The sequence below is a fragment of the Streptomyces violens genome (assembly GCF_000717745.1).
In the GTDB taxonomy this organism is placed as follows: Bacteria; Actinomycetota; Actinomycetes; order Streptomycetales; family Streptomycetaceae; genus Streptomyces; species Streptomyces violens.
On record NZ_JOBH01000004.1, the window covers coordinates 298,751 to 324,607 of the forward strand.

At 70.8% G+C, this 25,857-nt stretch carries 15 protein-coding genes; 6 read left to right on the forward strand and 9 right to left on the reverse strand.

Going from position 1 to position 25,857, the window contains the following annotated elements; translation table 11 throughout:
- Positions 1-75: 75 nt before the first annotated feature.
- On the reverse strand, positions 76-2,589 hold the full coding sequence (locus IF04_RS0110060) for a DEAD/DEAH box helicase (protein ID WP_030253708.1): 2,514 nt from the start codon (positions 2,587-2,589) through the stop codon (positions 76-78).
- A 154-nt stretch (positions 2,590-2,743) separates the two neighbouring features.
- Between IF04_RS0110060 and IF04_RS0110065 the strand changes: the two genes are divergently transcribed.
- Positions 2,744-3,535 carry a metal-dependent hydrolase gene (locus IF04_RS0110065; protein WP_030253710.1) on the forward strand — a complete coding sequence of 264 codons (792 nt, stop codon included), beginning with the start codon at positions 2,744-2,746 and terminating at the stop codon, positions 3,533-3,535.
- 611 nt (positions 3,536-4,146) lie between these two features.
- On the opposite strand, the gene IF04_RS0110070 is transcribed toward IF04_RS0110065, so the two are convergent.
- Positions 4,147-5,928, reverse strand: coding sequence for an ABC transporter ATP-binding protein (locus IF04_RS0110070; RefSeq protein ID WP_030253713.1), 1,782 nt, complete (start codon positions 5,926-5,928; stop codon positions 4,147-4,149).
- Positions 5,925-8,189, reverse strand: coding sequence for an ABC transporter transmembrane domain-containing protein (locus IF04_RS37255; protein ID WP_078600144.1), 2,265 nt, complete (start codon positions 8,187-8,189; stop codon positions 5,925-5,927). The genes IF04_RS0110070 and IF04_RS37255 overlap by 4 nt, the downstream gene beginning before the upstream one ends.
- A 311-nt stretch (positions 8,190-8,500) precedes the next feature.
- Between IF04_RS37255 and IF04_RS0110085 the strand changes: the two genes are divergently transcribed.
- The gene (locus IF04_RS0110085; protein ID WP_030253717.1) at positions 8,501-9,301 is read left to right on the forward strand and encodes a L,D-transpeptidase family protein; all 801 of its coding nucleotides are present in this window, start codon (positions 8,501-8,503) and stop codon (positions 9,299-9,301) included.
- Positions 9,302-9,519: 218 nt separating this feature from the next.
- A complete protein-coding gene (locus tag IF04_RS0110090) occupies positions 9,520-10,905 on the forward strand; it encodes a cation:dicarboxylate symporter family transporter (RefSeq protein ID WP_078600084.1) in 1,386 nt (461 codons plus the stop codon).
- Between the two features lie 62 nt (positions 10,906-10,967).
- Here IF04_RS0110090 and IF04_RS0110095 read toward each other — a convergent pair whose 3' ends face one another.
- Positions 10,968-12,527 carry a Gfo/Idh/MocA family protein gene (locus IF04_RS0110095; RefSeq protein WP_078600086.1) on the reverse strand — a complete coding sequence of 520 codons (1,560 nt, stop codon included), beginning with the start codon at positions 12,525-12,527 and terminating at the stop codon, positions 10,968-10,970.
- Between the two features lie 277 nt (positions 12,528-12,804).
- On the opposite strand from IF04_RS0110095, the gene IF04_RS0110100 reads away from it, so the two are divergent.
- Positions 12,805-14,184, forward strand: a complete 1,380-nt coding sequence (locus tag IF04_RS0110100) for an alpha-amylase (RefSeq protein ID WP_030253724.1) — start codon at positions 12,805-12,807, stop codon at positions 14,182-14,184.
- 43 nt (positions 14,185-14,227) lie between these two features.
- Here the strand turns inward: IF04_RS0110100 and IF04_RS0110105 are convergent, their stop codons facing one another.
- Positions 14,228-17,170 (reverse strand): FAD-binding and (Fe-S)-binding domain-containing protein, encoded by a 2,943-nt coding sequence (locus IF04_RS0110105; protein WP_030253726.1) that lies wholly within the window; start codon positions 17,168-17,170, stop codon positions 14,228-14,230.
- Positions 17,171-17,222: 52 nt separating this feature from the next.
- Positions 17,223-17,693 carry a MarR family winged helix-turn-helix transcriptional regulator gene (locus IF04_RS0110110; protein WP_037958885.1) on the reverse strand — a complete coding sequence of 157 codons (471 nt, stop codon included), beginning with the start codon at positions 17,691-17,693 and terminating at the stop codon, positions 17,223-17,225.
- 156 nt (positions 17,694-17,849) lie between these two features.
- Between IF04_RS0110110 and IF04_RS0110115 the strand changes: the two genes are divergently transcribed.
- Both IF04_RS0110115 and IF04_RS0110120 read left to right on the forward strand, forming a co-directional pair.
- Positions 17,850-19,697: an ABC transporter ATP-binding protein gene (locus tag IF04_RS0110115; RefSeq protein ID WP_030253730.1), complete on the forward strand. Its 1,848-nt coding sequence runs from the start codon at positions 17,850-17,852 to the stop codon at positions 19,695-19,697.
- 10 nt (positions 19,698-19,707) lie between these two features.
- Positions 19,708-20,340 carry an AAA family ATPase gene (locus tag IF04_RS0110120; protein ID WP_030253732.1) on the forward strand — a complete coding sequence of 211 codons (633 nt, stop codon included), beginning with the start codon at positions 19,708-19,710 and terminating at the stop codon, positions 20,338-20,340.
- Between the two features lie 60 nt (positions 20,341-20,400).
- Here IF04_RS0110120 and lacZ read toward each other — a convergent pair whose 3' ends face one another.
- The 3 genes from lacZ to IF04_RS0110135 all read right to left on the reverse strand — a co-directional run bounded on the left by lacZ (position 20,401) and on the right by IF04_RS0110135 (position 25,848).
- Positions 20,401-23,589, reverse strand: coding sequence for a beta-galactosidase, LacZ type (gene lacZ / locus IF04_RS0110125; RefSeq protein WP_030253734.1), 3,189 nt, complete (start codon positions 23,587-23,589; stop codon positions 20,401-20,403).
- Positions 23,590-23,698: 109 nt separating this feature from the next.
- Entirely contained in the window at positions 23,699-24,355 is a 657-nt protein-coding gene (locus IF04_RS0110130; protein ID WP_030253736.1) for a LutC/YkgG family protein, read from the reverse strand.
- Positions 24,352-25,848, reverse strand: a complete 1,497-nt coding sequence (locus IF04_RS0110135; RefSeq protein WP_030253739.1) for a lactate utilization protein B — start codon at positions 25,846-25,848, stop codon at positions 24,352-24,354. Before IF04_RS0110135 ends, IF04_RS0110130 begins: the two co-directional genes overlap by 4 nt.
- Between the last annotated feature and the right edge of the window lie 9 nt (positions 25,849-25,857).

Below are 25,857 nucleotides of genomic sequence, written 5' to 3' on the forward strand. Positions count from 1 at the left end.
CGGTGGGACCTGAGCAGGCGCCCCCGGTCGGAACCGGGCGGGCGTCCACCGTCAGTACCGAGCAGGCTTCCATGGTCAGAGCTGACCCACCGAGGTGACGCGCACGACCGCGCGTCCCTCCTCGTCCGAGGCGGCGAGATCCACCTCGGCGGAGATGCCCCAGTCGTGGTCGCCGTTCGGGTCGGCGAACGTCTGCCGGACCCGCCACAGTCCGTGCTCGGGGTCCTCCTCGATCTGCAGGAGCTTGGGGCCGCGCGCGTCGGGGCCGGTGCCCAGGTCTTCGTACTCGTCCCAGTAGGCGTCCATCGCGTCCGCCCAGGCGTCCTCGTCCCACCCGGAGTCGGCGTCCAGCTCGCCCAGTTCCTCGACCTTGTCCAGCGCCGCGAGCTCGACCCGGCGGAACATCGCGTTGCGGACGAGCACCCGGAAGGCGCGGACGTTGGTCGTGACCGGCTTGACCTCGTCCGCGTGCTCCATGGCCTCCTCGGCCGTCTCCGCCTCGGGGTTGGCGAGCTGTTCCCACTCGTCCAGGAGGCTGGAGTCGACCTGGCGGACCATCTCGCCGAGCCAGGCGATGATGTCCTCGAAGTCCTCGGACTTCAGGTCGTCGGGCACGGTGTGGTCCAGGGCCTTGTACGCGCTCGCGAGGTAGCGCAGCACGATGCCTTCGGTCCGGGCCAGCTCGTAGAACGAGACGAACTCCGTGAAGGTCATGGCCCGCTCGTACATGTCGCGGATGACCGACTTGGGCGACAACGGGTGGTCGCCGACCCACGGGTGGCTGCGCCGGTAGAGGTCGTAGGCGTGGGAGAGCAGCTCGTCCAGCGGCTTGGGGTACTCGACGTCCATGAGGCGCTCCATGCGGTCCTCGTACTCGACGCCGTCGGCCTTCATCTGGGCGACCGCCTCGCCCTTGGCCTTGTTCTGCTGCGCGGCCAGGATCTGCCGCGGGTCGTCCAGGGTGGACTCCACGACCGAGACCATGTCGAGCGCGTAGGAGGGCGACTCGGGGTCGAGCAGATCGAAGGCTGCCAGCGCGAAGGTGGACAGCGGCTGGTTGAGCGCGAAGTCCTGCTGCAGGTCCACGGTGAGCCGGACGATCCGGCCCTCGGCGTCCGGCTCGTCCAGGCGCTCCACGATCCCGCCGTCCAGCAGCGAGCGGTAGATGGCGATGGCCCGCCGGATGTGCCGCAGCTGGTTCCTGCGCGACTCGTGGTTGTCCTCCAGCAGGCGGCGCATGGCCTCGAAGGCGTTGCCGGGCCGGGCGATCACGGAGAGCAGCATCGCGTGGGTGACGCGGAAACGAGAGGTCAGCGGCTCCGGCTCGGAGGCGATCAGCTTCTCGAAGGTGTTCTGGCCCCAGTTGACGAAGCCCTCGGGCGCCTTCTTCCGGACGACCTTCCGGCGCTTCTTCGGGTCGTCGCCCGCCTTCGCGAGCGCCTTCTCGTTCTCGATGACGTGCTCGGGCGCCTGCGCGACGACGAAGCCCGCGGTGTCGAAGCCGGCCCGCCCGGCCCGCCCGGCGATCTGGTGGAACTCCCGGGCCCGGAGTGTGCGCACCCGGCTCCCGTCGTACTTGGTCAGCGCGGTGAACAACACCGTACGGATCGGGACATTCACCCCGACGCCGAGCGTGTCCGTCCCGCAGATCACCTTCAGCAGACCCGCCTGGGCCAGCTTCTCCACCAGGCGCCGGTACTTGGGCAGCATTCCGGCGTGGTGCACGCCGATCCCGTGCCGCACGTACCGCGAAAGGTTCTGCCCGAATTTGGTGGTGAAGCGGAAATTGCCGATCAGCTTGGCGATCTCGTCCTTCTCGGCCCGCGTGCACATGTTGATGCTCATCAGCGCCTGCGCCCGTTCCACGGCCGCGGCCTGCGTGAAGTGCACGATGTAGACCGGCGCCTGGTGCGTCTCCAGCAGCTCGGTCAGCGTCTCCGTCATCGGTGTCGTGCGGTACTCGTACGACAGCGGCACGGGACGCGTCGCGGACCGGACTACCGAGGTCGGGTTGCCCGTACGCCGAGTCAGGTCCTTCTCGAACATCGAGACGTCGCCGAGCGTCGCCGACATCAGGATGAACTGGGCCTGCGGCAGCTCCAGCAGCGGAATCTGCCAGGCCCAGCCGCGGTCCGGCTCGGCGTAGAAATGGAACTCGTCCATCACGACCTGGCCGACGTCGGCGTCCCTGCCGTCCCGCAGTGCGATCGAGGCCAGTACCTCGGCGGTGCAGCAGATGACGGGTGCATCGGCGTTGACGGAGGCGTCGCCGGTGAGCATGCCGACGTTCTCGGTGCCGAAGAGCTTGCACAGGTCGAAGAACTTCTCGGAGACCAGTGCCTTGATGGGGGCGGTGTAGAAGGTGACCTGGTCCTTGGCCAGGGCGGTGAAGTGCGCGCCCGCCGCGACGAGGCTCTTACCGGAGCCGGTGGGGGTGGACAGGATGACGTTCGCCCCCGAGACCACCTCGATCATTGCCTCTTCCTGGGCAGGGTAGAGCGAGATGCCCTGCTGCTCGGCCCAGGTCGAAAAGGCTTCGAAGAGGGCATCGGGGTCGGCGTCGTTCGGCAGATGATCGATGAGGGTCACGCCCCCATACTGCCTTCCTTCACCCCGGAAGCGGGAACCGGCGGGTTCGGCAGTGATCATCGGGCGCTACGCTGTGTCGCCGACCACACGTCACCGGGGCGCGAACACCCGTCGCCGGGGCGAGAACAAAGACGACAAGGGGTGGGGAACAACCATGATGGGACCGGCGCACTCGCTGTCCGGGGCCGCGGCCTGGCTGGGGGTGGGCGCGGCGGCCGGCGCCGCGGGGCATCCGATGCCCTGGCCGGTGGTTGTCGTCGGCGCGCTGATCTGTGCCGGTGCGGCCCTCGCCCCCGACCTGGACCACAAGGCGGCCACGATCTCGCGTGCCTTCGGCCCGCTGTCCCGGGGGCTGTGCGAGGTCGTCGACAACATCTCGGCGGCCGTCTACAAGGCCACTCGGATGAAGGGCGACGCACGCCGTTCCGGTGGTCACCGCACCCTGACCCACACCTGGCTGTGGGCGGTGCTCGTCGGCGCGGGCATGTCGGTACTGGCCGTGCAGGGCGGCCGCTGGGCGGTGCTCGCCATCCTCTTCGTACACATGGTCCTCGCCATCGAAGGGCTGCTGTGGCGGGCGGCGCGGGTGTCCAGCGATGTACTGGTGTGGCTGCTCGGCGCGGCTTCGGCGTGGATTCTCGCCGGAGTGCTGGACCAGCCGGGGAACGGCTCGCACTGGCTCTTCACGGGCTCGGGCCAGGAGTACCTCTGGCTGGGGCTGCCGATCGTGCTGGGCGCGCTGGTGCACGACATCGGCGACGCCCTGACCGTCTCGGGCTGCCCGATCATGTGGCCCATCCCGATAGGCCGCAAGCGCTGGTACCCGGTCGGTCCGCCGAAGGGCATGCGCTTCCGTGCCGGCAGCTGGGTGGAGCTGAAGGTCCTGATGCCGATCTTCACCCTCCTCGGAGGCATAGGCGGCCTGACGGCGCTCGGGTTCCTGTAGCCCTTGGGCCGCCCGGCGGCTGCGACGAACTGGGCGGCCGAGGTAAACCAGGCGGCCGCGGCGTCCCGAGATTCCTGGGCATCCCGGCCTCCCCGGTTATCCCGAGCTTCCTGGACACCCCGAGCTCCCTGGGTACGCCGGCCTCGACGGGCATCCCGAGCTGCCTGGGGGCCCCGACCTCGACCGGCATCCAGAGCTGCCCGGGCGCACCGAGCTCCTCGGATGCACTGAGTGAGGCTGGCGCGCGAAGGGCCCTTGGCGCTCTCGGTACTCCGGGAGCTCAGCGCGGCTCGGGGGTTCCGGGCGACCGGGCCGGCCTCGTCGGCCCGAGCGACTCAGCGGGCCCGAGCAGTTCAGCGGGCCCGAGCGACTCAGCGGGCCCGGGCGGTTCAGCCGGTCCGGCCGGCTCAGCCGGACTGAGCGGCTCAGTCGGCCCGTGCAGCTCATTCAGCCTGGGCGGGTTGGCCGACTCAGTCGGCCCGCCAGGGCGCCGAACCCCGAGCGAGCGGCCTGGCACCCAGACGTGGGGTCTCGCCTGCCCCGATCTGAGTTCCCCGGCCGTACTCCCCGGCGGTCTTCGGCCCCCGGAGAGCACGGGCAGGGCGAGTGGATCAGGCGTGCCAGGAGCGCCAGAGGGCGGCGTAGGGGCCGTCGGCGGACACCAGCGCGTCGTGGCTGCCGAGCTCGGTGATGCGGCCGTCCTCGACCACGGCGATGACGTCCGCGTCGTGGGCGGTGTGCAGCCGGTGGGCGATGGCGACGACCGTGCGGCCGTCGAGCACCTTGCCCAGCGAGCGCTCCAGATGACGGGCGGCTCGCGGGTCCAGCAGCGAGGTGGCCTCGTCCAGTACCAGTGTGTGCGGGTCAGCCAGTACGAGCCGCGCCAGCGCGATCTGCTGCGCCTGCGCCGGAGTCAGGGAGTGGCCGCCGGAGCCGACCTCCGTGTCCAGCCCTTCCGACAGCCCGCGTGCCCAGCCGTCCGCGTCGACCGCGCCCAGCGCGGCCCACAGCTCCGCATCGTCGGCGCCCGTGCGGGCCAGCAGCAGGTTGTCACGCAGCGAACCCACGAAGACGTGGTGTTCCTGGTTGACCAGCGCCACGTGGGCGCGTACCCGTTCCGCCGGCATCCGGGACAGCTCGGCTCCGCCCAGGGTGATCTCGCCCTTGCGCGGTGCGTAGATGCCCGCGAGGAGCCGGCCGAGTGTCGACTTGCCCGCGCCCGACGGCCCGACGAGCGCCACGCGGCTGCCGGGCCGTACCCGCAGCGAGACGTCGTGCAGCACGTCGACACCGTCGCGGTAGCCGAACCGCACCTCGTCGGCGTGGACGTGCCGGCCGTCCGGGGTGATCCGTTCGTCCGCTGCCTCGGGCTCGATCTCCCGCACGCCCACGAGCCGCGCGATCGACACCTGGGCGACCTGGAGTTCGTCGTACCAGCGCAGGATCATGCCGATCGGTTCGATCATCATCTGGGAGAGCAGCGCGCCCGTGGTCAGCTGGCCGATCGTCATCCACCCCTGCAGGACGAAGACACCGCCGAGCATCAGGACGGCACCGAGGTTGAGGGTGTGGGTCGCGTTGATCACCGGGAAGAGGACCGAGCGGAGGTAGAGCGTGTACCGCTCCCACTGGGTCCACTCGCGGACGCGCCGCTCCGACAGCCGGATGCGGCGGTCGCCGAGCCGGTGCGCCTCGACGGTGCGCCCCGCGTCGACCGTTTCGGTGAGCGCGGCGGACACCGCCGCGTAACCGGCAGCCTCGGAACGGTAGGCGCTCGGCGCGCGTTTGAAGTACCAGCGGCAGCCCACGAGCAGCAGGGGCAGCGGGACGAGTACGGACAGCGCGAGCGGCGGGGCGGTCACGCCGAGCGCCCCGACCAGCAGCCCGATCCAGACCACGCCGATGGACAGCTGCGGCACGGCCTCGCGCATCGCGTTGGCCAGCCGGTCGATGTCCGTGGTGATCCGGGACAGCAGATCGCCGGTGCCGGCCCGTTCGAGTACGCCGGGCGGCAGTCCGACGGACCGTACGAGGAAGTCCTCGCGCAGGTCCGCGAGCATCCGCTCGCCGAGCATCGCACCGCGCAGCCGGACCAGCCGCACGAACACCGTCTGGATGACCAGTGCGAGCGCGAACAGCCCGATGGTGCGCTCCAGATGCAGGTCGCGCGCGTCGGCGGCGAGGTCCTCCACGAGGCCGCCGAGGAGATACGGACCGACCATCGAGGCAACGACGGCGACGGCATTGACGGTAACGAGGAGGACAAATGCCTTTTGGTGACGACGGATCAGCCCAGCGACGTAGCTGCGTACGGTCGCGGGAGAGCCGACGGGGAGAATGGTCGTGGTACGTGCGGCTTCCGGATCGTGCTCCGGCGGCGCCAGGCCGATCATGCCGTCTCCTCGATGGAGTCGAGCGCGCCCATGCGGGCGTGCGGTGGGGTGGCGGAGTCCGTGCCCCGCGGGATGTCCGCCGGGGCTCCGTGCGAGGTGCCCTGCGTTCCTTCACGCGGGTCTGCGCGCGGGCCCTCGCCCGGGTCTGCCTGCGGATCTTCCCGCGGGGCGGGAGCGTCGCCGGCCTGCTTTCGCGCACGTTCCTCGTCGGTCTCGCGGGTGACGACCGAGTGGTAGGCCGGGGAGGTGCGGAGGAGGTCGCGGTGCGGGCCGACCGCGGTGACCTTGCCCTCGGGCAGGAAGACCACCTGGTCCGCGCGGTCCAGTACCAGCGGGCTGGAGGTGAGGACGACCGTGGTGCGGCCGTCGCGGAGGGCGTGCAGACCGTCGGCGATCCGGGCCTCGGTGTGCGAGTCGACCGCGCTGGTCGGCTCGTCGAGTACCAGCACCTCGGGGTCGGTGACCAGCGACCGGGCCAGCGCGAGCCGTTGGCGCTGGCCGCCGGAGAGGGAGCGGCCGCGTTCGGTGATGCGGCTGTGCATCGGGTCGCCCGAGTCGTCGGTGCCGGACTGGGCGAGCGCGGCCAGTACGTCGTCGCACTGGGCGGCGGCCAGGGCCTGTTCGGCGGTGACGGCGCCGGAGGACGGCACGTCGAACAGCTCGTGCAGCGTTCCGGACAGCAGTACCGGGTCTTTGTCCTGGACCAGGACGGCCTGGCGGGCGGCGTCCCGTGGTACGTCGTCCAGGGGGATGCCGCCGAGCTCCACGGAGGGGAGAGCGCCGCGCGAGGGAACGGCCGCGTCCGCCGCGGCTTCCCCGCGGCTCTTCTCGCTGCCCTCACCAGCGTCGCCGTCCGCGCCGTCCACGCCGCCCGTACGGCTCGCTATCGCATCGCCCGCGTTGGCCCGGTCGCCCGTACGGCTCGCGGCCGCACCGCTCGCGATCGCACCGCTCGCGATCGCACCGCTCGCGTCCGTCCGGTCGTCCGGCCGGCCCGCATCGGCCATATCGCCCGCGTCACCCGCAGACTTCGCCTCGCCCGGACCGCCGGCGGCGCCCTCGCGCGGCTCGCCCCACTCGCCCCGCTCATCTCGTTCGTCCGGCTCGCTCGCCGGATGTCCGCCCAGCCGTTCCGCCAGTCGGCCCGCCGCGTCCGGGTCGCCGCAGACCACCGCCGTGAGACGGCCGGCCGGGGCGAGCAGGCCCGTGACCGGGTCGTAGAGGTCGCCCCGAAGCGGAGCGTGGTCCGTGATGCGGCCGTCGGCCGGACGGCTGAGCGCCAGGATGCGGGCCGCCCGCTTCGCGGACGGGCGGGAGAAGGAGTACGCCTGGGCGATCTCCTCGAAGTGCCGGAGAGGATGGAGCAGGAAGGTGACCGCGCTGTACATGGTGACCAGCGCGCCGACCTCGATGCGGCCGTCCAGGGCCAGCCGGGCGCCGTACCAGACGACCACGATCAGCAGCAGTCCCGGCAGCGCGATCTGGACGGCCGAGATCAGTGCCCACATCCGGGCACTGCGGACGGCGGCCTTGCGGACGTCCTGGGAGGCGGTGCGATAGCGGCCGAGGAACAGCTCCTCGCCGCCGATACCGCGCAGCACGCGAAGGCCCGCGACGGTGTCGGAGGCCAGTTCCGTGGCGCGGCCGGCCTTTTCCCGCTGTTCGTCGGCGCGCTGCGTCGCGCGCGGCAGCAGCGGCAGCACGGCGAGCGCCAGTACGGGTACGCCGATCGCGACCACGGTGCCCAGCGTGGGCTGGTAGATCACCAGGGCCACGCACACGCCGACCGTGGTGAGCGCGGCGGCCGAGAAACGGGAGATGGCCTCGACGAACCACCCGATCTTCTCCAGGTCGCCGGTGCTGACCGCGACCACCTCGCCGGCCGCGACCCGCCGGGTCAGGGCGGAGCCCAACTCCGCGGTCTTGCGGGCGAGCAGTTGCTGGATGCGAGCGACGGAGGTGATCCAGTTGGTGACGGCGGCGCGGTGCAGCATCGTGTCGCCGACCGAGACCAGTACGCCCAGGACCACCATCAGACCGCCCGCGAGGGCCAGCCCGGCGCCGGAGCGGTCAGCGACGGCCTGCACGGCGATGCCCACCGGCACAGGAAAGGAGGCCACGGCGCCGGTGTGCACCAGCCCCCAGGCCATGGCCTTGAACTGGCCGCCCAGTTGCCGGCGGCAGAGCCAGACCAGAAAGCGGCCGCCGGAACGGACGTCGGGGACACCCGGGTCGGGATGCGGTAGATCGCGAATCTGCATGACGTCCAAGCGTTTCGTCGGTTACGGAGCCCGGACACGGAGCCCGGACAGAAGTCCGGACACGGAGTCCCGGCCGGAGGGAGCGGGCCGGGAGCCCACCGGGCGCGGCAGGCGCGGCGGAACAGGGCAGGGCTGTGCCGCTTGCGCCTGCGACAGGAGCAGGGCAGAGCCATGGAAGGTTGGCGTGGAATGGCCGGGATTTTCAATCGTTTTTCTGGCGGAACGTATGGATCGGGCCACGATGTGCGGTTCGGGGGCTGTAGTCCGCCTCGCCGGATGGGCCGGGACCGGGCAGTGCGACCATGTGAACCATGCGGAGTACAAGTAAGGCGGCCGCGCTGGTCGCCGCGGGGCTGGTCCTGGTGGCGGGTTGTGGCGGCGCCCAGAACGACGGCAAGGAGGCCGCCGGTCGCGGGGGGAAGCCCAGCGCCATCCCGTCGACGGGGCTGACGCGCATACCCGGAGTGGGGGAGAAGCTGCAGTCCCGCATCCCCGCCGATGCGCGGCAGGTGGTCGCGGTGTACGGCGATGGCGAGAACGCCACCACCTCGACGGTCGTGCTGTACACGAAGGACAGTGACACGAAGCACAGCGACACGAAGGGCAGCGACAGCAGCACGAAGGACAGTGACGCGAAGGGCGGCGACACGGGGGACGCCGGCAATACCTGGAGCCGGAAGCGTAGTTGGCAGGCGCACAACGGCAAGCGGGGCTGGACGCTGCACCACCACGTGGGGGACAAGCGCAGTCCGGTCGGCGTGTACACACTCTCGGATGCGGGCGGGGTGTTGCCCGACCCGGGGGCGAAGCTGCCGTACACCGCGTCCGCAGCCTTCACTCCGCCCTCGTACTGGGCGAAGCGGACCCGGCACGACTTCGACTACGTCATCGCCATCGACTACAACCGTGCCAAGGGCGTCTCGCCGCTGGATCCGACCCGGCCCGAGGGGGAGGCCAAGGGGGGCGGCATCTGGCTGCACATGGACCACGGGAGCGGCACGTCCGGCTGCGTGAGCCTTCCCAAGTCCGCCATGCGGTACCTGCTGCGCACGATCGACCCCGCACAGCACCCGGTCGTGGTCATGGGTGACAAGGCCCACCTGGAGGCGTGAGCGCGCCCCCGGACGGTGACGGGCTGTCGTACTGACGGTTACTTGGAGCAAGCTCCAAGATTTTCTTGGATGTAACACCGACCCCTTCTGTGCGGCATGGGGCTCAGCCATAGTGACGGATCAACGGAGAACGGAAGTCCGTTTTCGCATCCCAGAATCCGTCCTAGGGAGTGCCCGTGCCGCACGCCACCGGATCGCTCGCTCGCCGAGCTGGCCGCATGCTGCGCACCAGTCTGTTCACGCAGGTTCTCGTCGCCCTGCTCATCGGAGTCCTCGTCGGACGGCTGTGGCCGGAATTCGGCTCAGCCGTCCAGCCGCTCGGCGACGGCTTCGTCCGCCTCATCAAGGCGATGATCGCCCCGCTCGTCTTCTGTGTCGTCGTCGCCGGCATCACCAAGGCCGGTGACCTCAAAGCCTTCGGGCGGATCGGCCTCAAGGCGCTGATCTGGTTCGAGGTGGCGACCACCATCGCGCTCGTCGTCGGCCTGCTCGCGGGCAATGTCTTCGGGCCCGGCGTCGGTATGAACGTCGACCCGGCGTCGCTCGACCAGAATGCGGTGGACGAGAAGACCGGCGGTGGGCATCTGCCGTCCACCTCGCAGTTCATCCTCGAATCGCTGCCGGACAGCGCGGTCGGGGCGTTCGCGGAAAACTCGCTGCTCCAGGTCCTTGTCCTGTCCTGCCTGGTGGGTGCGGCGCTGCTGCACCTCGGCCAGACGAAGGTGCCGCAGATCTTGCCGTTCATCGAGCAGGCGCAGGAGGTCGTCTTCACGATCGTCGGCTACATCATGCGCCTCGCGCCGATCGCCGTCTTCGGGGCGACCGCGCACCTCGTGGGGGAGTACGGCCTCGGCGCGATGACGACGTACGCGAAGCTCATCGCGGTCTGTTACGGCGTCGCGCTGGCCTTCCTCGTGCTGCTGGGGCTCGCGCTGAAGGTCGTCACGGGGCTCAGCCTCTGGAAGTTCGTCCGCTACACCCGCGAGGAGCTGCTGCTGGCGCTGGGCACGGGCTCCAGCGAGACGGTGATGCCGCGCATGATGCAGAAGCTGCGTGCCGCGGGCTGCCGGGACGACGCGGTCGGGCTGGTCCTGCCGACCGGTTACTCCTTCAACCTCGACGGTGCATCGATTTATCTCTCCATCGGCACGCTCTTCATCGCGCAGGCCGTCGGGGTCGATCTGTCGCTAGGTCAGCAAATCACCGTTGTGCTCGTGCTGATGCTGACCAGCAAGGGGATGGCTGGTGTGCCCGGTTCGGCGTTCCTGGCGCTGTCGGCGACCGCGTCCGCGCTGGGTGTCATTCCCGCGGCCGCGGTGGCGTTGCTGCTCGGTGTCGACCGGATCATGGACTCGATGCGGGTGGCGACCAACCTGCTCGGCAACTGTGTCGCGGTCTTCGCGGTCTCCCGCTGGGAGGGCGCCCTGGACCGCGTGACGGCGAAGAAGGTGCTCAACGGGGAGGCGCCCGTAACGCCGGAGACGCCCGGCGTTCCGAAGGTGCCCGCCGCTCAGGAGGCGTCGGCCGCCTCGGATGCCGACGCCCCCAAGGTGTCCGCCGCCGCCGAGACGCCCAACGCCCACGACGCGTCCGCCGAGAAGTGACCGCCGCGGAGTGACCCGGGGGGGCTCGGCCGATACCTGCCGGCCGAGCTCCCCGGAGCCGGTCACCCCGTCGGCTTCTCCGAGTCCATCCCCGGCCGGGCCTTCTTCCAGTCGCCGCGCGTGAAGTCCGGGATCTCCAGCGGCATGCCGTGCGCCTTGATCGACAGGTCGCTCAGCGGTACGGGCGCGGTCCAGGTCGCCGCGTCGTACACGTCGAAGTCCGGCACCAGGCCCAGATGCAGGCACTGGGTCAGCCGGAAGACCAGCATGTAGTCCATGCCGCCGTGCCCGCCGGGCGGATTGGCGTGCTCCTTCCAGAGCCAGTGGTCCCACTCCGCGAACTCACCGAAGTCGTGCCACTGGTCATCGCTGTGGCCGGGCTCAAGGTAGATCCGCGACGGATAGTCCTCGAAGACGCCCTTCGTGCCGCCGAGGCTGTTGATACGGCTGTAGGGGTGCGGCGTGGAGACGTCGTGCTCCAGGCGGATCACGCGGCCCTTGGCGGTCTGGACGAGGGAGATCGTCCGGTCGCTCTCGATGTACGTCTCCTTCCAGCTCGGGTCGCCGGCCGGCATGTGTTCCTTGCGGTACGCGGCCAGGCCCAGCGCGGGCGTGCCGAAGCTGGAGATCCGTACGGCCCGGTCGCCGCGGTTGACGTCCATGTAGTTGGCGACGGGACCGAACCCGTGGTTGGGGTACAGGTCGCCGCGCAGCCGGGTGTGCCACAGCCGGCGCCACGGGCCCTCGTAGTAGTCCGGGTCGAACATCAGGCCGCGCAGGTCGTGGTTGTAGGCGCCGGCGCCGTGCAGCAGGTCGCCGAAGAGGCCCGCGTGGGCCATCCGCAGTACCCGCATCTCGTTCCGCCCGTAGCAGCAGTTCTCGAGCTGCAGGCAGTGCTTACGGGTCTGTTCGGAGAGGTCGACCAGCTCCCACAGCTCCTCCAGCCGGAGCGCGATCGGGCACTCGACGCCCACGTGCTTGCCGTTGAGCATGGCTGTCTTCGCCATCTCGAAGTGCCAGTCCCAGGGCGTGGCGATGTACACGAAGTCGATGTCGCCGCGCTTGCAGAGGTTCTCGAAGTCGTGGTCGCCGTTGGCGTAGACAGCCGGGGCGGGCTGGCCGGCGTCGGTGACCTTCTTCGCGGCCTTGGCGGTCTTCTCCTTGACCGGGTCGCAGAGCGCCACGACGCGGGTGTTCGGCACGGCGAGGAAGAGGTCGATCATGGAGCCGCCGCGATTGCCGAGGCCGACGATGGCGACGCGTACGGTGCTGCGCCCTTCGAAGGGCACGCCGATCATCGTTCTGCCGCGCCGCTTCGGGGCCGCCGCGGTGTCAGGCGCGGATCCGGCAGAGACCGGCGTCGCGGCAGTGGCCGGCGTCGCCGCTGCCCCGGCCGCCGACGCCGTTCCCGCGGCCATTCCGGCGAGTCCGAGCCCGGCGCCCGCGGCGCCCGCGGTCCACAGCACCGAACGGCGGCTCGGACCGGCCCCGTCGGCCGCACGGCTCCCGGCGGCCGTACCGGGCTCGCCACCGGCCGCACCGGGCCCGCCGTCAGTCGTGCCTGCGCCGTCAGCCGTACCGGCGTCGTGCTCGTCGTGAGGCTCAGGTCGTGCGTCGTGCATGGGTCCTCCCGGGGTGCGGATGGGGCGCGGCGAATACGTCCAAGCTCGAAGAGGACCTTGGTGGTTGAGACCAGTGGGCCACAAGGGGGCTCATTGGACTCCTGCGGCGAGTTCTTGGACTCTTCTCTTGCGCAAGATTCTGGAAATTCTTGCGGGATGCCTTGACGTGTTCACTTCGTAAAGGCAGGCTCCCTCGCGGAATCCCCCCACGGCGGCCCGGCGCGTGGCTGCCTTCGTGGACGCGTCCCCCACCGCGTCCGTGTGAAGAAGGAGCCGCATGTTGCATCAACGATCCCGAATACTCGGTGGCACGCTGGCCGGCGTGCTCGTCGCTGCCGGCCTCGCGACCCTGGCGCCCTGGCAGTCGCAGGCCACCCCGCCCGGCGAAAAGACCGTCACCGCCACGCTGTTCGAGCGGCCGTACGCGGACGTCGGCAGGGCCTGCACCGACCAGCTCGGCCCGGCCGGGTACGGCTATGTCGAGGTCTCACCCGCCTCGGAACACATCAAGGGCGACCAGTGGTGGACGTCGTACCAGCCGGTGAGTTACAAGATCGCGGGCCGGCTCGGCGACCGCGACGCCTTCGCCGCCATGGTCTCCGCCTGTCACAAAGCCGGAGTCAAGGTCATCGCCGACGCCGTCATCAACCACATGTCCTCCGGGTCCGGCACGGGCACCGGCGGCACGCAGTACACGAAGTACGGCTATCCCGGGTACTACCAGGACCAGGACTTCCACTCCTGCCGCAAGGACATCTCCGACTACGGCAACCGCGACAACGTGCAGAACTGCGAACTCGTGGGGCTGGCGGACCTGGACACCGGCAGCGACGCCGTCCGCACCACCATCGCCAAGTACCTCGACGACCTGCGCTCACTCGGCGTCGACGGCTTCCGCATCGACGCAGCGAAGCACATGGCGGCCGACGACATGGCCGCGATCAAGGGAAAGATGAGCGACCCGGGTTTCTGGGTCTCCGAAGTCATCTACGGAGGCGGCGAGGCGGTCCAGCCGGAGGAGTACACGGAGATCGGCGACGTCGATGAGTTCCGTTACGGGGGGCACCTCAAGAGCGCCTTCCAAGGAGGCAGCATCGCCCAGTTGAAGTCCGTCGCCGACGGCAAGCTCAGCAGCGGGCCGGCACGGACCTTTGTCGACAACTGGGACACCGAGCGCAACGGTTCGACGCTCACGTACAAGGACGGCGCGACGTACACGCTCGCGAATGTCTTCATGCTGGCCTCGCCCTACGGCTCGCCCAACGTCTTCTCCGGCTACGAGTGGTCCGACAAGGACGCGGGTCCGCCCAGCGGCGCCGACGGCTGGACGGACATGCACGCGAAGCAGGAGATCACCGGCCTGGTCGGGTTCCGTAACGCGGTCGGCGACGCCGAGTTGACCGACTGGTGGGACAACGGGTCCAGCGCAATCGCCTTCGGACGCGGCGACAAGGGTTTCGTCGCCCTCAACGCAGGCGACGGCGAGCTGTCCGAGACCTTCGCGACGCCGCTGCCCGCCGGTACGTACTGCAACGTCGCAAAGGCCGCGCCGGACTCCTGCGACGGCAACACCGTCACGGTCGGCGACGACGGCAAGGCACAGCTGACCGTGCCCGCGAAGGGCGCGGTGGCCCTGCACGTGGGCGCCAAGAGCTGAACACACGCACCCCCACCCGTACACGTACGACGCGGCCCGTCGCTCAGGCGGGCCGCGTCGCCCGTTCCAGTTCCAGCAGCACCGAGTAGTACCCCCGGCCCTCCGTCGCGTGGTCCATGCCCACCTCGCACATGCGGTTCGCCGACAGATGCGCATCGAAGTGACGGGACGTCACCTCGGCTGCCTCCCGGGCCGTCGCCGCCTCGGTCAGCTCCTTGTGCAGCATCCCGCGGTCGCCCGCGAAGGCGCAGCAGCCCGCGTCGTCCGGTACCACGACCTCCTGGGCGCACGCCTCGGCGACCGTACGGAGCTGCGCCTCGTCGCCCAGGTGGCGCATCGAACAAGTGGGGTGCAGCACTACGGAGCCTGCGGTCCGCACCACCTCCAGGTGCGGCAGCAGCTCATCGGCCGCCCAGACGACGGAGTCCACGACGGTCAGCTCGGCATGCAGTTGCTTGTTGTCCTCGGTGAGGTACGGGACGACCTCGTGGGCGATGCCGAGGGTGCAGGACGAGGCGTCCACGACGAGGGGGAGGCGGCCGCCCGCGGTCCAGCCCCAGGCGGCCTCCACGATGCGGTTCGCCATCACGGCGTTGCCCTCGTCGTACCCCTTGGAGTGCCAGATCGTGGCGCAGCAGGTGCCCGTGACGTCGTCGGGGATCCAGACCGGCTTGCCGGCCCGCCGGGAGACCGCGACGACGGCCTCGGGGAGCGAGGGGCCCTCGTACCCGTCCGGTTCGCCGAAGATCCGGTTGACGCACGCCGGGTAGTAGACCGCGACCGCGTCCTGCTTACGGGTGGGCGGAAGCCGGCGGGCCGCGGCGCCCGGGAGCTCGGGCAGCCAGCGCGGTACGAGATCGGGGCGTACGGCCTTGCGGGCGGCGTCCGTCACGGTCTCCAGCAGCCGGTCGCCGAGCCTGTCGCCGATCCGGTCCGCCGCGGCGACCGCGAGCCGTGCCGCCGCCTCGACCGCCTTGAAGCGCTTGGCGGCGAGCGCGGCGGCCTTCTCCTCGCGCGGGGAGTGCCGGTGGTGCCGGAAGTCCTTCATCATCGCGCCGGTGTCGATGCCGACCGGGCAGGCCAGTTTGCAGGTCGAGTCGCCCGCGCAGGTGTCGATCGCGTCGTATCCGTACGCGTCAAGGAGCGCGCCGGTGACGGGCGAGTCCGGGCGCTGGCGCATCATCTCGCGGCGCAGCACGATGCGTTGGCGGGGCGTGGTGGTGAGGTTGCGGCTGGGGCAGACCGGCTCGCAGAAGCCGCACTCGATGCAGGGGTCGGCGACCGCCTCGACCTCGGGGATGGTCTTCAGGCCGCGGAGATGGGCCCTGGGGTCGCGATCCAGGATGACGCGCGGGGCGAGGATGCCGTGCGGGTCGAACAGGTCCTTGATCCGCCACATCAGGTCCGTCGCTCGCGGTCCCCACTCCAGCTCCAGGAAGGGCGCGATGTTGCGTCCGGTGGCGTGCTCGGCCTTGAGTGAGCCGTCGAAGCGCTCCACGGTCATCCGGCAGAACTCGTCCATGAAGGCCGCGTAGCGCGCCACGTCCTCGGGTTTCGCGGCGTTGAACGCGAGGAGGAAGTGCAGGTTGCCGTGGGCGGCGTGGCCGGCGACGGCGGCGTCGAAGCCGTGCCGTGCCTGCAGCTCCAGCAGCGCCGTGCAGGCGTCCGCGAGCTGTGCGGGCGGTACGGCGAAGTCCTCGGTGAGCAGCGTCGTACCGGAGGGCCGGGAGCCGCCGACCGCGGTGACGAACGCCTTGCGTGCCTTCCAGTAGCCCGCGATCGTGCCCGGGTCGCGGGTGAACTCGTTGGTGACGGACTCGACCGGCGCGACCAGTTCCAGGTCGCTCAGCACCTGTTGGGCGGCCTCTTCGAACGCTGCCTGACGTTCTTCGTCCGGGGCGCGGAACTCCACGAGCAGCGCGGTCGTTTCCGTGGGGAGTGCCGCCCAGTCGGCGGGTACTCCGGCGACGCGGACCGAGGCGCGCAGCGTGTTGCCGTCCATCAGCTCCACGGCGAGCGCGCCCGCTTCGGTGAAGCGCGGGACGGCGGCGGCCGCGGCCCGCAGATCGGGGAAGAAGAGCAATGCGGTGGAGGTGCAGCGGTCCAGGGGCAGGGTGTCGAATACCGTCTCGGCGATGAAGCCGAGCGTGCCCTGCGACCCGACGATCAGGCCGCGCAGGATCTCGACAGGGGTGGCGCCGTCGAGGAAGGCGTCGAGCCGGTAGCCGTTGGTGTTCTTGAGTTCGTACTTGGCGCGGATGCGGGCGACCAGCTCGGGGTCCGCCTCGATCTCCGCCTTCAGGGCCAGCAGCCCGTCGCACAGGGCCGGTTCGGCGTGGGCCAGCTCCTCGTCGGCGGCCGGGTCGGCGGTGTCCACGACCGTGCCTGACGGCAGTACGACGGTGGCGGAGGCGAGCGTGCGGTAGGAGTTCCGGGTGGTGCCTGCCGTCATACCGGAGGCGTTGTTGGCGACGACGCCGCCCACGGTGCAGGCGATGGCGCTGGCGGGGTCGGGGCCGAGCAGCCGGCCGTGGCGGGCCAGCGTGGTGTTGGCCCGGACGACGGTCGTCCCCGGGCCGATGCGGGCCTGCTCGCCGTTGCCCAGTACCTCGATGCCGGCCCAGTGGCGGCGCACGTCGACGAGGATGTCCTCGCCCTGCGCCTGACCGTTGAGGGAGGTGCCGGCGGCGCGCAGGACGACCTTGCGGCCGTGGCCGTGCGCGTAGGAGAAGACCGCCGAGATGTCATCGATGTCCTCGGCGAGCACGACCACCTGGGGGACGAACCGGTAGGGGCTCGCGTCCGAGGCGTACTTCACCAGGTCGGAGAGGCCGTGCAGCACCTTCTCCGGGCCGAGCAGGGCGGTCAGGTCGCCGCGCAGCGGCTCGGGCGTCCCGGACGCCTGCTCGTCGGCCACCCGGTCGACGGCCGGGCCCTCGGTCGTGGTGGGGCGCAGTACGGTCGGCTCCGGCTCCAGCAACGGCATGGCTTCTCCTCGTAGGCGGCCCGTCGGTAGCGGCCCATCGGTCCAGCGTCGTTCAGCAGCGCCGCCCCGGCTCGTCGACCAGGGTGGACAGCAGCCCGCCGAGCAGCTCGCGCTGGTCGGCGGTCAATGGAGCCAGGATGTCCTCCGCGGCGGCCCGGCGCGCGCTTCGCAGCGCCCCGAGTGTCGTCCGGCCGGTCTCGGTCATCTCGATCCGCACGACCCGTCGGTTGGCCGGGTCCGGCACCCGGCGTACGGCGTCCGCCGCCTCCAGCGCGTCCACGAGGGTGGTCACCGCGCGCGGTACGACGTCCAGGCGGGCGGCCAGGTCGGCCATCCGGGGTGGGGTGTCGCAGTGCGCCACGATGCGCAGCAGCCGGGACTGCGCGGGGGTGAGGGCGAGCGGTTCGAGGTGCCGCTTCTGCGCGCGGTGCATCCGCCGGGTGAGCCGTACCAGCTGTTCGGCGAGGTCGGTGTCGGGGGCGGTGCCGGTGCCGGGGCGTGGGCCGGTCTGGGGGGAGGACATGCCGGGAGGCTATCAGGACCATGTTCATTGTGAGTATAGGTAACAATGGGCTACCCTCGGCAGGCGTCCGGGTCCGGCGCGGCCCGCCGCAATCCCGGAATCCGCCCGCCGATTCCCGGCAGCCGCCCGTCGGCCCCGATCACCCGAAGGAGCTCATTGCGTCCCGACACCATTGACTGGACCCCGCCGCCCAAGGAAGAGCAGCAGCCCGTCCAGGTACGGCGGATCCTCCGCCTCTTCCGGCCCTACCGCGGCCGGCTGGCCCTGGTGGGCCTGCTGGTGGCCGCCGCCTCGCTGGTCTCCGTCGCCTCGCCGTTCCTGCTGCGCGCGGTCCTCGACGTGGCGATCCCGGAACGGCGCACCGGACTGCTGAGCCTGCTCGCCCTCGGCATGATCGTCACGGCCGTGATGAACAGCGTCTTCGGGGTGCTGCAGACGCTGATCTCCACCACCGTCGGCCAGCGCGTCATGCACGACCTGCGGACCGGCGTCTACGCCAAGCTGCAGCGGATGCCGCTGGCGTTCTTCACCCGGACGCGCACGGGCGAGGTGCAGTCCCGTATCGCCAACGACATCGGCGGCATGCAGGCCACCGTCACCTCCACCGCGACCTCCCTGGTCTCCAACCTCACCAGCGTCGTCGCCACCGTCGTGGCCATGCTGGCCCTGGACTGGCGGCTCACCCTGGTCTCCCTCCTGCTGCTCCCGCTGTTCGTCTGGGTCAGCCGGCGGGTCGGCAACGAGCGCAAGCGGATCACCACCCAGCGGCAGAAGCAGATGGCCACGATGTCCGCGATGGTCACCGAATCGCTCTCCGTCTCCGGCATCCTGCTCGGCCGCACGATGGGCCGCGCCGACTCGCTCACCGAGAACTTCACCAAGGAATCCGAACGGCTGGTCGGCCTGGAGATCCGCGCCAACATGGCGGGCCGCTGGCGGATGGCCACCATCGGCATCGTCATGGCCGCCATGCCCGCGCTGATCTACTGGGCGGCGGGCCTCGTCCTCCAGCTCGGCGGCCCGGTCTTCTCCATCGGCACGCTCGTCGCCTTCGTCTCCCTCCAGCAGGGCCTGCTGCGCCCGACGGTCTCGCTGCTCACCACCGGCGTGCAGATGCAGACCTCGCTCGCGCTCTTCCAGCGCATCTTCGAATACCTCGACCTGCCGGTGGCCATCACCGAGCCCGAGAAGCCGGTGCGGCTGGCGGCGCCCCGCGGCGAGGTCCGCTTCGAGGACGTGACGTTCACGTACGACCCGGCCGCCGCGCCCACCCTGACCGGCATCGACCTGACCGTTCCGGCGGGCGGCAGCCTCGCCGTCGTCGGCCCGACCGGCAGCGGCAAGTCCACGCTCAGCTATCTGGTGCCGCGGCTGTACGACGTGACCGGCGGTCGCGTCACCCTGGACGGGGTGGACGTCCGCGAGCTGGACTTCGACACGCTCGCCCGTTCGGTGGGCGTGGTCTCCCAGGAGACCTACCTCTTCCACGCCTCCGTCGCCGACAACCTGCGCTTCGCCAAGCCCGACGCGACCGACGAGGAAATCCTCCGCGCCGCGCGGGCCGCCCAGATCCACGACCACATCGCCGGTCTGCCGGACGGCTACGACACCCTCGTGGGCGAGCGCGGCTACCGCTTCTCCGGCGGCGAGAAGCAGCGCCTGGCCATCGCCCGCACCATCCTGCGCGACCCGCCGGTGCTGGTACTGGACGAGGCCACCAGCGCGCTGGACACCCGTACCGAGCACGCCGTACAGCAGGCCATCGACGAGCTCTCGGCGGGCCGTACGACGATCACCATCGCGCACCGCCTCTCCACCGTCCGCGACGCCGACCAGATCGTCGTCCTGGACGCGGGCCGGATCGCCGAGCGCGGCACGCACGAGGAGCTGCTGGCCGCCGACGGCCGGTACGCCGCCCTCGTACGGCGCGACGCCGAGGAACCCGTGCCCCCGTCCCCCGACGGCCCGGAACCGCTCTCCCCGTCGCGCGCCGCCCTCTCCTAAGCTCGGGCCCATGCTCCTCTGGATCAACGGACCCTTCGGCGGCGGCAAGACGCAGACCGCGCACGAGCTCCGGCGGCGCCTCCCCGGCAGCGTGGTCTGCGACCCCGAGCACATCGGCTTCGGCCTGCACCGGACGCTGCCGCCCGGGCTGCGCGGTGACTTCCAGGACCTGCCCGCCTGGCGGCAGGGGGTGTACGAAGTGCTGGACCGGGCGCTGGACGGGCACGACGGCACGGTGATCGTCCCGATGACGGTCGTGGAACCGGCCTACTTCCGCGAGACCGTCGGCCGGCTGCGCGACAGCGGCCACGACGTGCGGCACTTCGCCCTGCTGGCGGACCGCCGAACGGTGCTGCGGCGGCTGCGCGAGCGCGCCGTCGGCCGTGCCCTCCATTTCCTCGTGGGCCAGTACGCGCCCCCACGTCACGAGACCTTCGCGGTGCGGCGGCTGGACCGGTGCCTGGAGCAGTTGGCGAAACCGGAGTTCGCCGAGCACCTGTGGACCGACCGCCGCACGGTCCCGGAGGTGGCCGACCGCATCGCCGCCTCCGCCGGCCTGCGGCTGACCCCGAACACCGACGGCCCCCTCCGGGGAAGGCTCCGCCGGGCCGGCGTCGGCCTCCGCCACATCCGCTTCGACTGACCGGGGCGCCCGCACCTCAAGACGGCGACCACGGGGCTCGCCGAGAACCAGCGGCAGCGCCTACGCGGGCGTCAGCCGGTACGCATACGTGTACTCACGGTCGGCGTGCAGTACGTACTGCTCCAGCGGGGGCGCGCCCCAGGAGTCGTTGCCGCCGACGCCCATCTGGCGGTGGTTGACGCCGAGCATCGTCTCGGGGCGGCGCTTCAGCTCGTACGGATGGCGCGGCCCGTCCAGATCATGCGGCGTGTAGTGGAGCGCACTGATCTCCAGCAGCGGCGCGTCGTCGCCCGGCTCGGCGCGCACGGTCAGGCCTGCGCCGTCCCGGTCGATGAGCGAGGCGTGCCGGACATCCACCACGTTGCCCGTCTGCTGCGGCCGCACGTACGGGCCGTACTGGTCGTCCACCGAGGAGCGGTAGCTGCCGACGAACGCGGCGGTGCGCCGGTCCTGGTAGTTCTCGTGCGGCCCGCGGCCGTACCACGACAGCGTCTCGAAGCCGGCCGGGACGGTGAGCAGCGCGCCGACCATCGGCAGGTCGGGCAGGCCCGCGCCCGGCTTCAGGGTGTGCGCGACGCGGACCTCGCCGTCGCCGCGCACGGTGAAGACCGTGCGCCAGGTGGAGGCGGCGGGGGAGGTGGGCAGCGTGCAGACGACCTCGATGGTCACCTCGGACGCTGACGGCTGCCCGGTCTTCACGGAGTCCACGGTCCGCTTCGTGCCCGCATCGCGCCAGGTGCGCAGCGACTTCTGGGCGCCGCGGCCGATGTCGTTGTCGGTCGGCCCGCGCCAGAAGTTGGGGACCGGGCCGCCGGCCAGCAGCGTCCGGCCGCGGTGACGGTAAGAGGACAGCGTCCCGGTGGACTTGTCCAGAACCACCTCGACGTCCTTGCCGCTGACCGTGACCGCCTTGTCGGTCTCGGCGACCTTCAGCGGCGGCAGCGAGGACGCCGGGGGATCGGCCGGGGCCGCGGCGTGCCAGGGCAGCGCCAGCTGCTCGGCGGCGACGCTGTGCCCGGCGTCCGCCCACCGGGTGCCGCGGCGCAGCACGAAGGAGAGGTTCAGCCAGTACTCGGCGCCGGGCTCGGGCCGCGCCGGACTCCGGTACGGGATGCGTACGGTGCCGTCCTGGCCCGGCTTGATCCGCGGCGCGGGGAGCGTGCCGTGCTGGATGCGCGCCCCGTTACGCGTCACCTCCCAGCGCAGCTCGTACGCGTCCAGGCCGAGGAAGAGCTGCTTGTTGGTGACCTTCACCGACCCGGAGGCGAGATCGGCCGCGGCCATCCGGACGGCCTGGTAGCACTTCTTGACCTCGTGGATCGCCGGGTGCAGCACGCGGTCCGAGGAGACGATGCCGTTGCAGCTGAAGTTGCCGTCGGTGGGGTAGCCGGGCTTCCAGTCGCCGCCGTAGGACAGGTATGTGCGTTTGCGGTCGCCGGGGACCGGGAGCCGGATGGCCTGGTCGCAGAAGTCCCAGATGAAGCCGCCGTGCAGGTTCGGGTAGCGCTCGAAGATGTCCCAGTACTCGCGGAAGTTGCCGGTGCTGTTGCCCATGGAGTGCGCGTACTCGCACAGGACGAACGGCTTCGGATTGCCGGACTTCCCGTACTTCTCGACGTCGGCGGGCTTGGTGTACATCTGACTTTCCATGTCGGCGACGGCGCTCTGGCCTTCGTAGTGCACCGGCCGTGAGGGGTCCCGGTCGTGTGTCCAGTCCGCCATGGCCTTGAAGTTGTCGCCCTGGCCGGCCTCGTTGCCCAGCGACCAGACCACGATCGAGGGGTGGTTCTTGTCGTGCTCGACCATCGTGCGCATCCGGTCGAGGCAGGCGTCGGTCCATTCCGGCAGGCTCGCCGGGAGCTTGTCGCGCACGCCGTGCGACTCCAGGTTGGCCTCGCCGATGACATAGAGCCCGTACTCGTCGCACAGCTCCAGCCAGCGCGTGGAGTTCGGGTAGTGCGCGGTGCGTACCGCGTTGACGTTGTGCTGCTTCATGATGCGGATGTCCTCGATCATCCGCTCCTCCGGGACCGCCTGGCCGTGGTCCGGGTCGGACTCGTGGCGGTTGACCCCGCGGAAGACGATCGGTACGCCGTTGACGGTGAACTTCCCCGGTTCGCACACGACCGAACGGAAACCGACACGCGTGCGCTGGATGTCAACGGCCTTGCCGTCGGGCCCGGTGAGGGTGATGACGAGCGTGTAGAGATTGGGGTCCTCGGCGGACCAGAGAGCGGGCGCGCGCACGCCCGCCTCCGGCTCGACCGTGACCTGCTCGCCGTCGCCGAACCGCACCTCGGCGGTGAGGGGCCGGGGGAGGACCGGCTTGCCCTGCGCGTCGTACAGCACCGCCGAGAGCCGGTGGTCGCCGGGCGCGGACGAGCCCCCGTTGCGTACGCTCGCCGACACCTTCAGCGTCGCGTCCCGGTACGCAGCGTCCAGGTCGGTGTGCACGAAGAGGTCGTGCAGATGCACCTGCGGGACGGAGTACAGATACACCTCGCGGAAGATCCCGGACAGGTCGATCATGTCCTGGTCCTCCAGCCAGCTGCCGTCGGACCACCGGTACACCTCGACGGCCAGGCTGTTCTCGCCCGGCTTGAGCTTGGCGGTGATGTCGAACTCGGCCGGGGTGTAGCTGTCCTCGCTGTAACCGACCTGCTCGCCGTTGACCCACACGAAGAACGCGGACTTCACGCCCTGGAAGGAGAGCAGGGTGCGGCGGCCGTCCCAGTCCTCGGGGACGGTGAAGGTACGGCGGTAGGAGCCGACCGGGTTGAAGTCGTGCGGGACCTGCGGCGGCTGCGGGTCCTCGTAACCGATCCACGGGTACTTGATGTTGAGGTAGATCGGCTCCGGATAGCCCTCGATCTCCCAGTTGGAGGGGACGGTGATGCGGTCCCAGGAGCCGTCGTCGAAGCCGGGGGCGTGGAAGCCCGTCGGGCGCTCGTCCGGGTTCTTGGACCAGTGGAAGCGCCAGGTGCCGTTCAGGGAGCGGTGGTACGGAGATCTGTCGACCTCGCCGGCGAGTGCGGCCGCGGTGCTCGCGTACGGGATCAGGCGGGGGCGGGCGGGCTCACGGTTGACCTGGAACGTGCGGGGCGCGCCGTTCCACTCCTCGCCCGCCGCCGCCGTGGCCCGTCCGGCCACGGCGGCGAAGGCGCTTTTCTGTGCGCTGAAGGCGGCCCAGCCGGCCAGGGCTGTGCCGGTGGCGAGGAACGACCGGCGGCTGAAACGACGCGACGACATGCGACAGCTCCGAACGTAAGGCAACAGGAATCGTCAGGATCGAACGCAACCCATAGCCAACACAAGCCTCACGTACGCCATTTCGCTCAGAAGCTCACTCGGGCACCTCTCATAGCGGCGCTCGTGACGTCACCAGGACCACCTCCAGGGTCCGCGGCCCGTGCACGCCCTCCACCCGGTCCAGCTCGATGTCGCTCGTCGCGGACGGACCGGAGATCCAGGTCAGCGGGCGCCGCGGAGCCAGCCGCTCCAGCGCCTGCGGTACCGACGCCACGACCTGCTCCGGCACCCGTACGACGCAGATGTGATGGTCCGGTACGAGCGTGATGCGGCGGCGGCCCTGGTCCGGGCTGCCGTCCAGAACGATCGTCCCGGTTTCGGCGATGGCGACCGCGCTGCCCGTCACCACGCTGTCCACCGCGTCCAGTTCGCCGGGCGTCGTCTCCGGTACGTCCGGCACCACTTCCAGGTCACAGTCCGCCAGCCACTCCGGCGGCAGCCCCGCAGGCGCCACCACTGACCGCGACCCCCGCTCACCCAGCAGATGCGCGAGCAGCCCCGGCAGCCCGGCGGCGTCGATGTCGTGGACGATCGCGCGGTAGTCCGCGAGGTTCTCCGCCAGCTGCTGCACGATGTCGTCCGTGGGGAGTTCGCCGTGTGATCGCAGATAGTCCCTCGGTACCGCGGTCTCCTCGGGGCCCGCGGCCCGAGGCACGTCCGCCAGTGCCCGGCGCACCCGCGCCAACACCACGTCCCGGCTGCTCACTTGGCGCCCTCCTCGCGTCCGTCGCCGCGCTCCGCGCCCCGGGTGCGCTGCCACCAGTCCCGGAACGACTCCGCAGGTACGGGTGGTAGGTCGCGGGTGTCGGACCAGGCGTGCCCCGGACCCGGGAGCCGCCGCGGGTGCAGCCTCCGGGTACGCGCTGCCAGCCGCTGGCCCGCGCGCAGCACACCGGGCCGGTCGAACACGAAGCCCGCGGCCCGCATCGCAGCGCGCTCCGCCGCGTGCCCCTTCGCCGGCTGGATCACCGTCCGCATTCCACCCCGGACGACCTTGCCGCCCTCCACGACGCGCTCCCGCAAGTGCACCAGCACCTCCGGAATGTCGATCGCCACCGGACACACCTCGTAACACGCCCCGCACAGCGACGACGCGTACGGCAGTGAGGCGTCCAGCGCGCTCGCCGTGCCGCGCAGCTGCGGCGTGAGGATCGCGCCGATCGGCCCCGGGTAGGCCGAACCGTACGCGTGGCCGCCGGCCCGCTCGTACACCGGGCAGACGTTCAGACAGGCCGAGCACCGGATGCAACGCAGCGCCTGCCGGCCGACCGTGTCCGCGAGGGTGTCCGTCCGCCCGTTGTCCAGCAGGACCAGATGGAACGTCCGCGGCCCGTCCCCGTCAGTCGTACCCGTCCACATCGAGGTGTACGGATTCATCCGCTCGGCCGTGGACGAGCGTGGCAGCAGTTGGAGGAAGACCTCCAGGTCCTGCCAGGTCGGCACCACCTTCTCGATGCCGACGACGGAGATCAGGGTCTCCGGGAGCGTCAGGCACATCCGGCCGTTGCCCTCGGACTCCACGACCACCAGCGTCCCGGTCTCCGCGACCATGAAGTTGGCGCCGGAGATGCCGACCTTCGCGCGCAGGAACTTCTCCCGGAGGTGCAGCCGGGCCGCCTCGGCCAGCTCCGTCGGCCGGTCGCTCAGCCCGTCCGGCGCGGGCCGCCCCCAACTGCCCATCTCCGTGCGGAAGATGTCACGGATCTCGGAGCGGTTGCGGTGGATCGCCGGGACCAGGATGTGTGACGGGCGGTCCTTGCCGAGCTGCACGATGAGCTCCGCGAGATCCGTCTCGTACGCGCTGATCCCGGCCTCTGCCAGCGCCTCGTTCAGCCCGATCTCCTGCGTGGCCATCGACTTGACCTTGACGACCTCGCGCTCCCCGGTGGCCCGTACGAGACGAGTCACGATGCGGTTGGCCTCCGCCGCGTCGGCCGCCCAGTGCACCTGACCGCCCGCCGCGGTCACCGCCTCCTCCAGCCGCTCCAGATAGTGGTCCAGGTGGCGCAGCGTACGGTCCTTGATCGCGCGCCCCGCCGCACGCAACTGCGCCCAGTCCGACAGCTCGCCGACCGCCCTGGCGCGCTTGTCCCGGATGGTGTGCGTGGCATATCGGAGGTTGGCGCGCAGCCGGGTGTCGCGGGTGGAGCGGGCGGCGGCCGCCGGGAAGGCGGGCATGCCCAGGTCGGTGACGCTCACAGCACGTTC

Coding starts and splice junctions, on each gene's coding strand:
- IF04_RS0110065 (WP_030253710.1), top strand. CDS start 2,744: ATGATGGGACCGGCGCACTCGCTGTCCGGGGCCGCGGCCTGGCTGGGG.
- IF04_RS0110085 (WP_030253717.1), top strand. CDS start 8,501: ATGCGGAGTACAAGTAAGGCGGCCGCGCTGGTCGCCGCGGGGCTGGTC.
- IF04_RS0110100 (WP_030253724.1), top strand. CDS start 12,805: ATGTTGCATCAACGATCCCGAATACTCGGTGGCACGCTGGCCGGCGTG.
- IF04_RS37255 (WP_078600144.1), bottom strand. CDS start 8,189: ATGCAGATTCGCGATCTACCGCATCCCGACCCGGGTGTCCCCGACGTC.
- IF04_RS0110120 (WP_030253732.1), top strand. CDS start 19,708: ATGCTCCTCTGGATCAACGGACCCTTCGGCGGCGGCAAGACGCAGACC.
- IF04_RS0110105 (WP_030253726.1), bottom strand. CDS start 17,170: ATGCCGTTGCTGGAGCCGGAGCCGACCGTACTGCGCCCCACCACGACC.
- IF04_RS0110070 (WP_030253713.1), bottom strand. CDS start 5,928: ATGATCGGCCTGGCGCCGCCGGAGCACGATCCGGAAGCCGCACGTACC.
- IF04_RS0110090 (WP_078600084.1), top strand. CDS start 9,520: ATGCTGCGCACCAGTCTGTTCACGCAGGTTCTCGTCGCCCTGCTCATC.
- IF04_RS0110095 (WP_078600086.1), bottom strand. CDS start 12,527: ATGCACGACGCACGACCTGAGCCTCACGACGAGCACGACGCCGGTACG.
- lacZ (WP_030253734.1), bottom strand. CDS start 23,589: ATGTCGTCGCGTCGTTTCAGCCGCCGGTCGTTCCTCGCCACCGGCACA.
- IF04_RS0110110 (WP_037958885.1), bottom strand. CDS start 17,693: ATGTCCTCCCCCCAGACCGGCCCACGCCCCGGCACCGGCACCGCCCCC.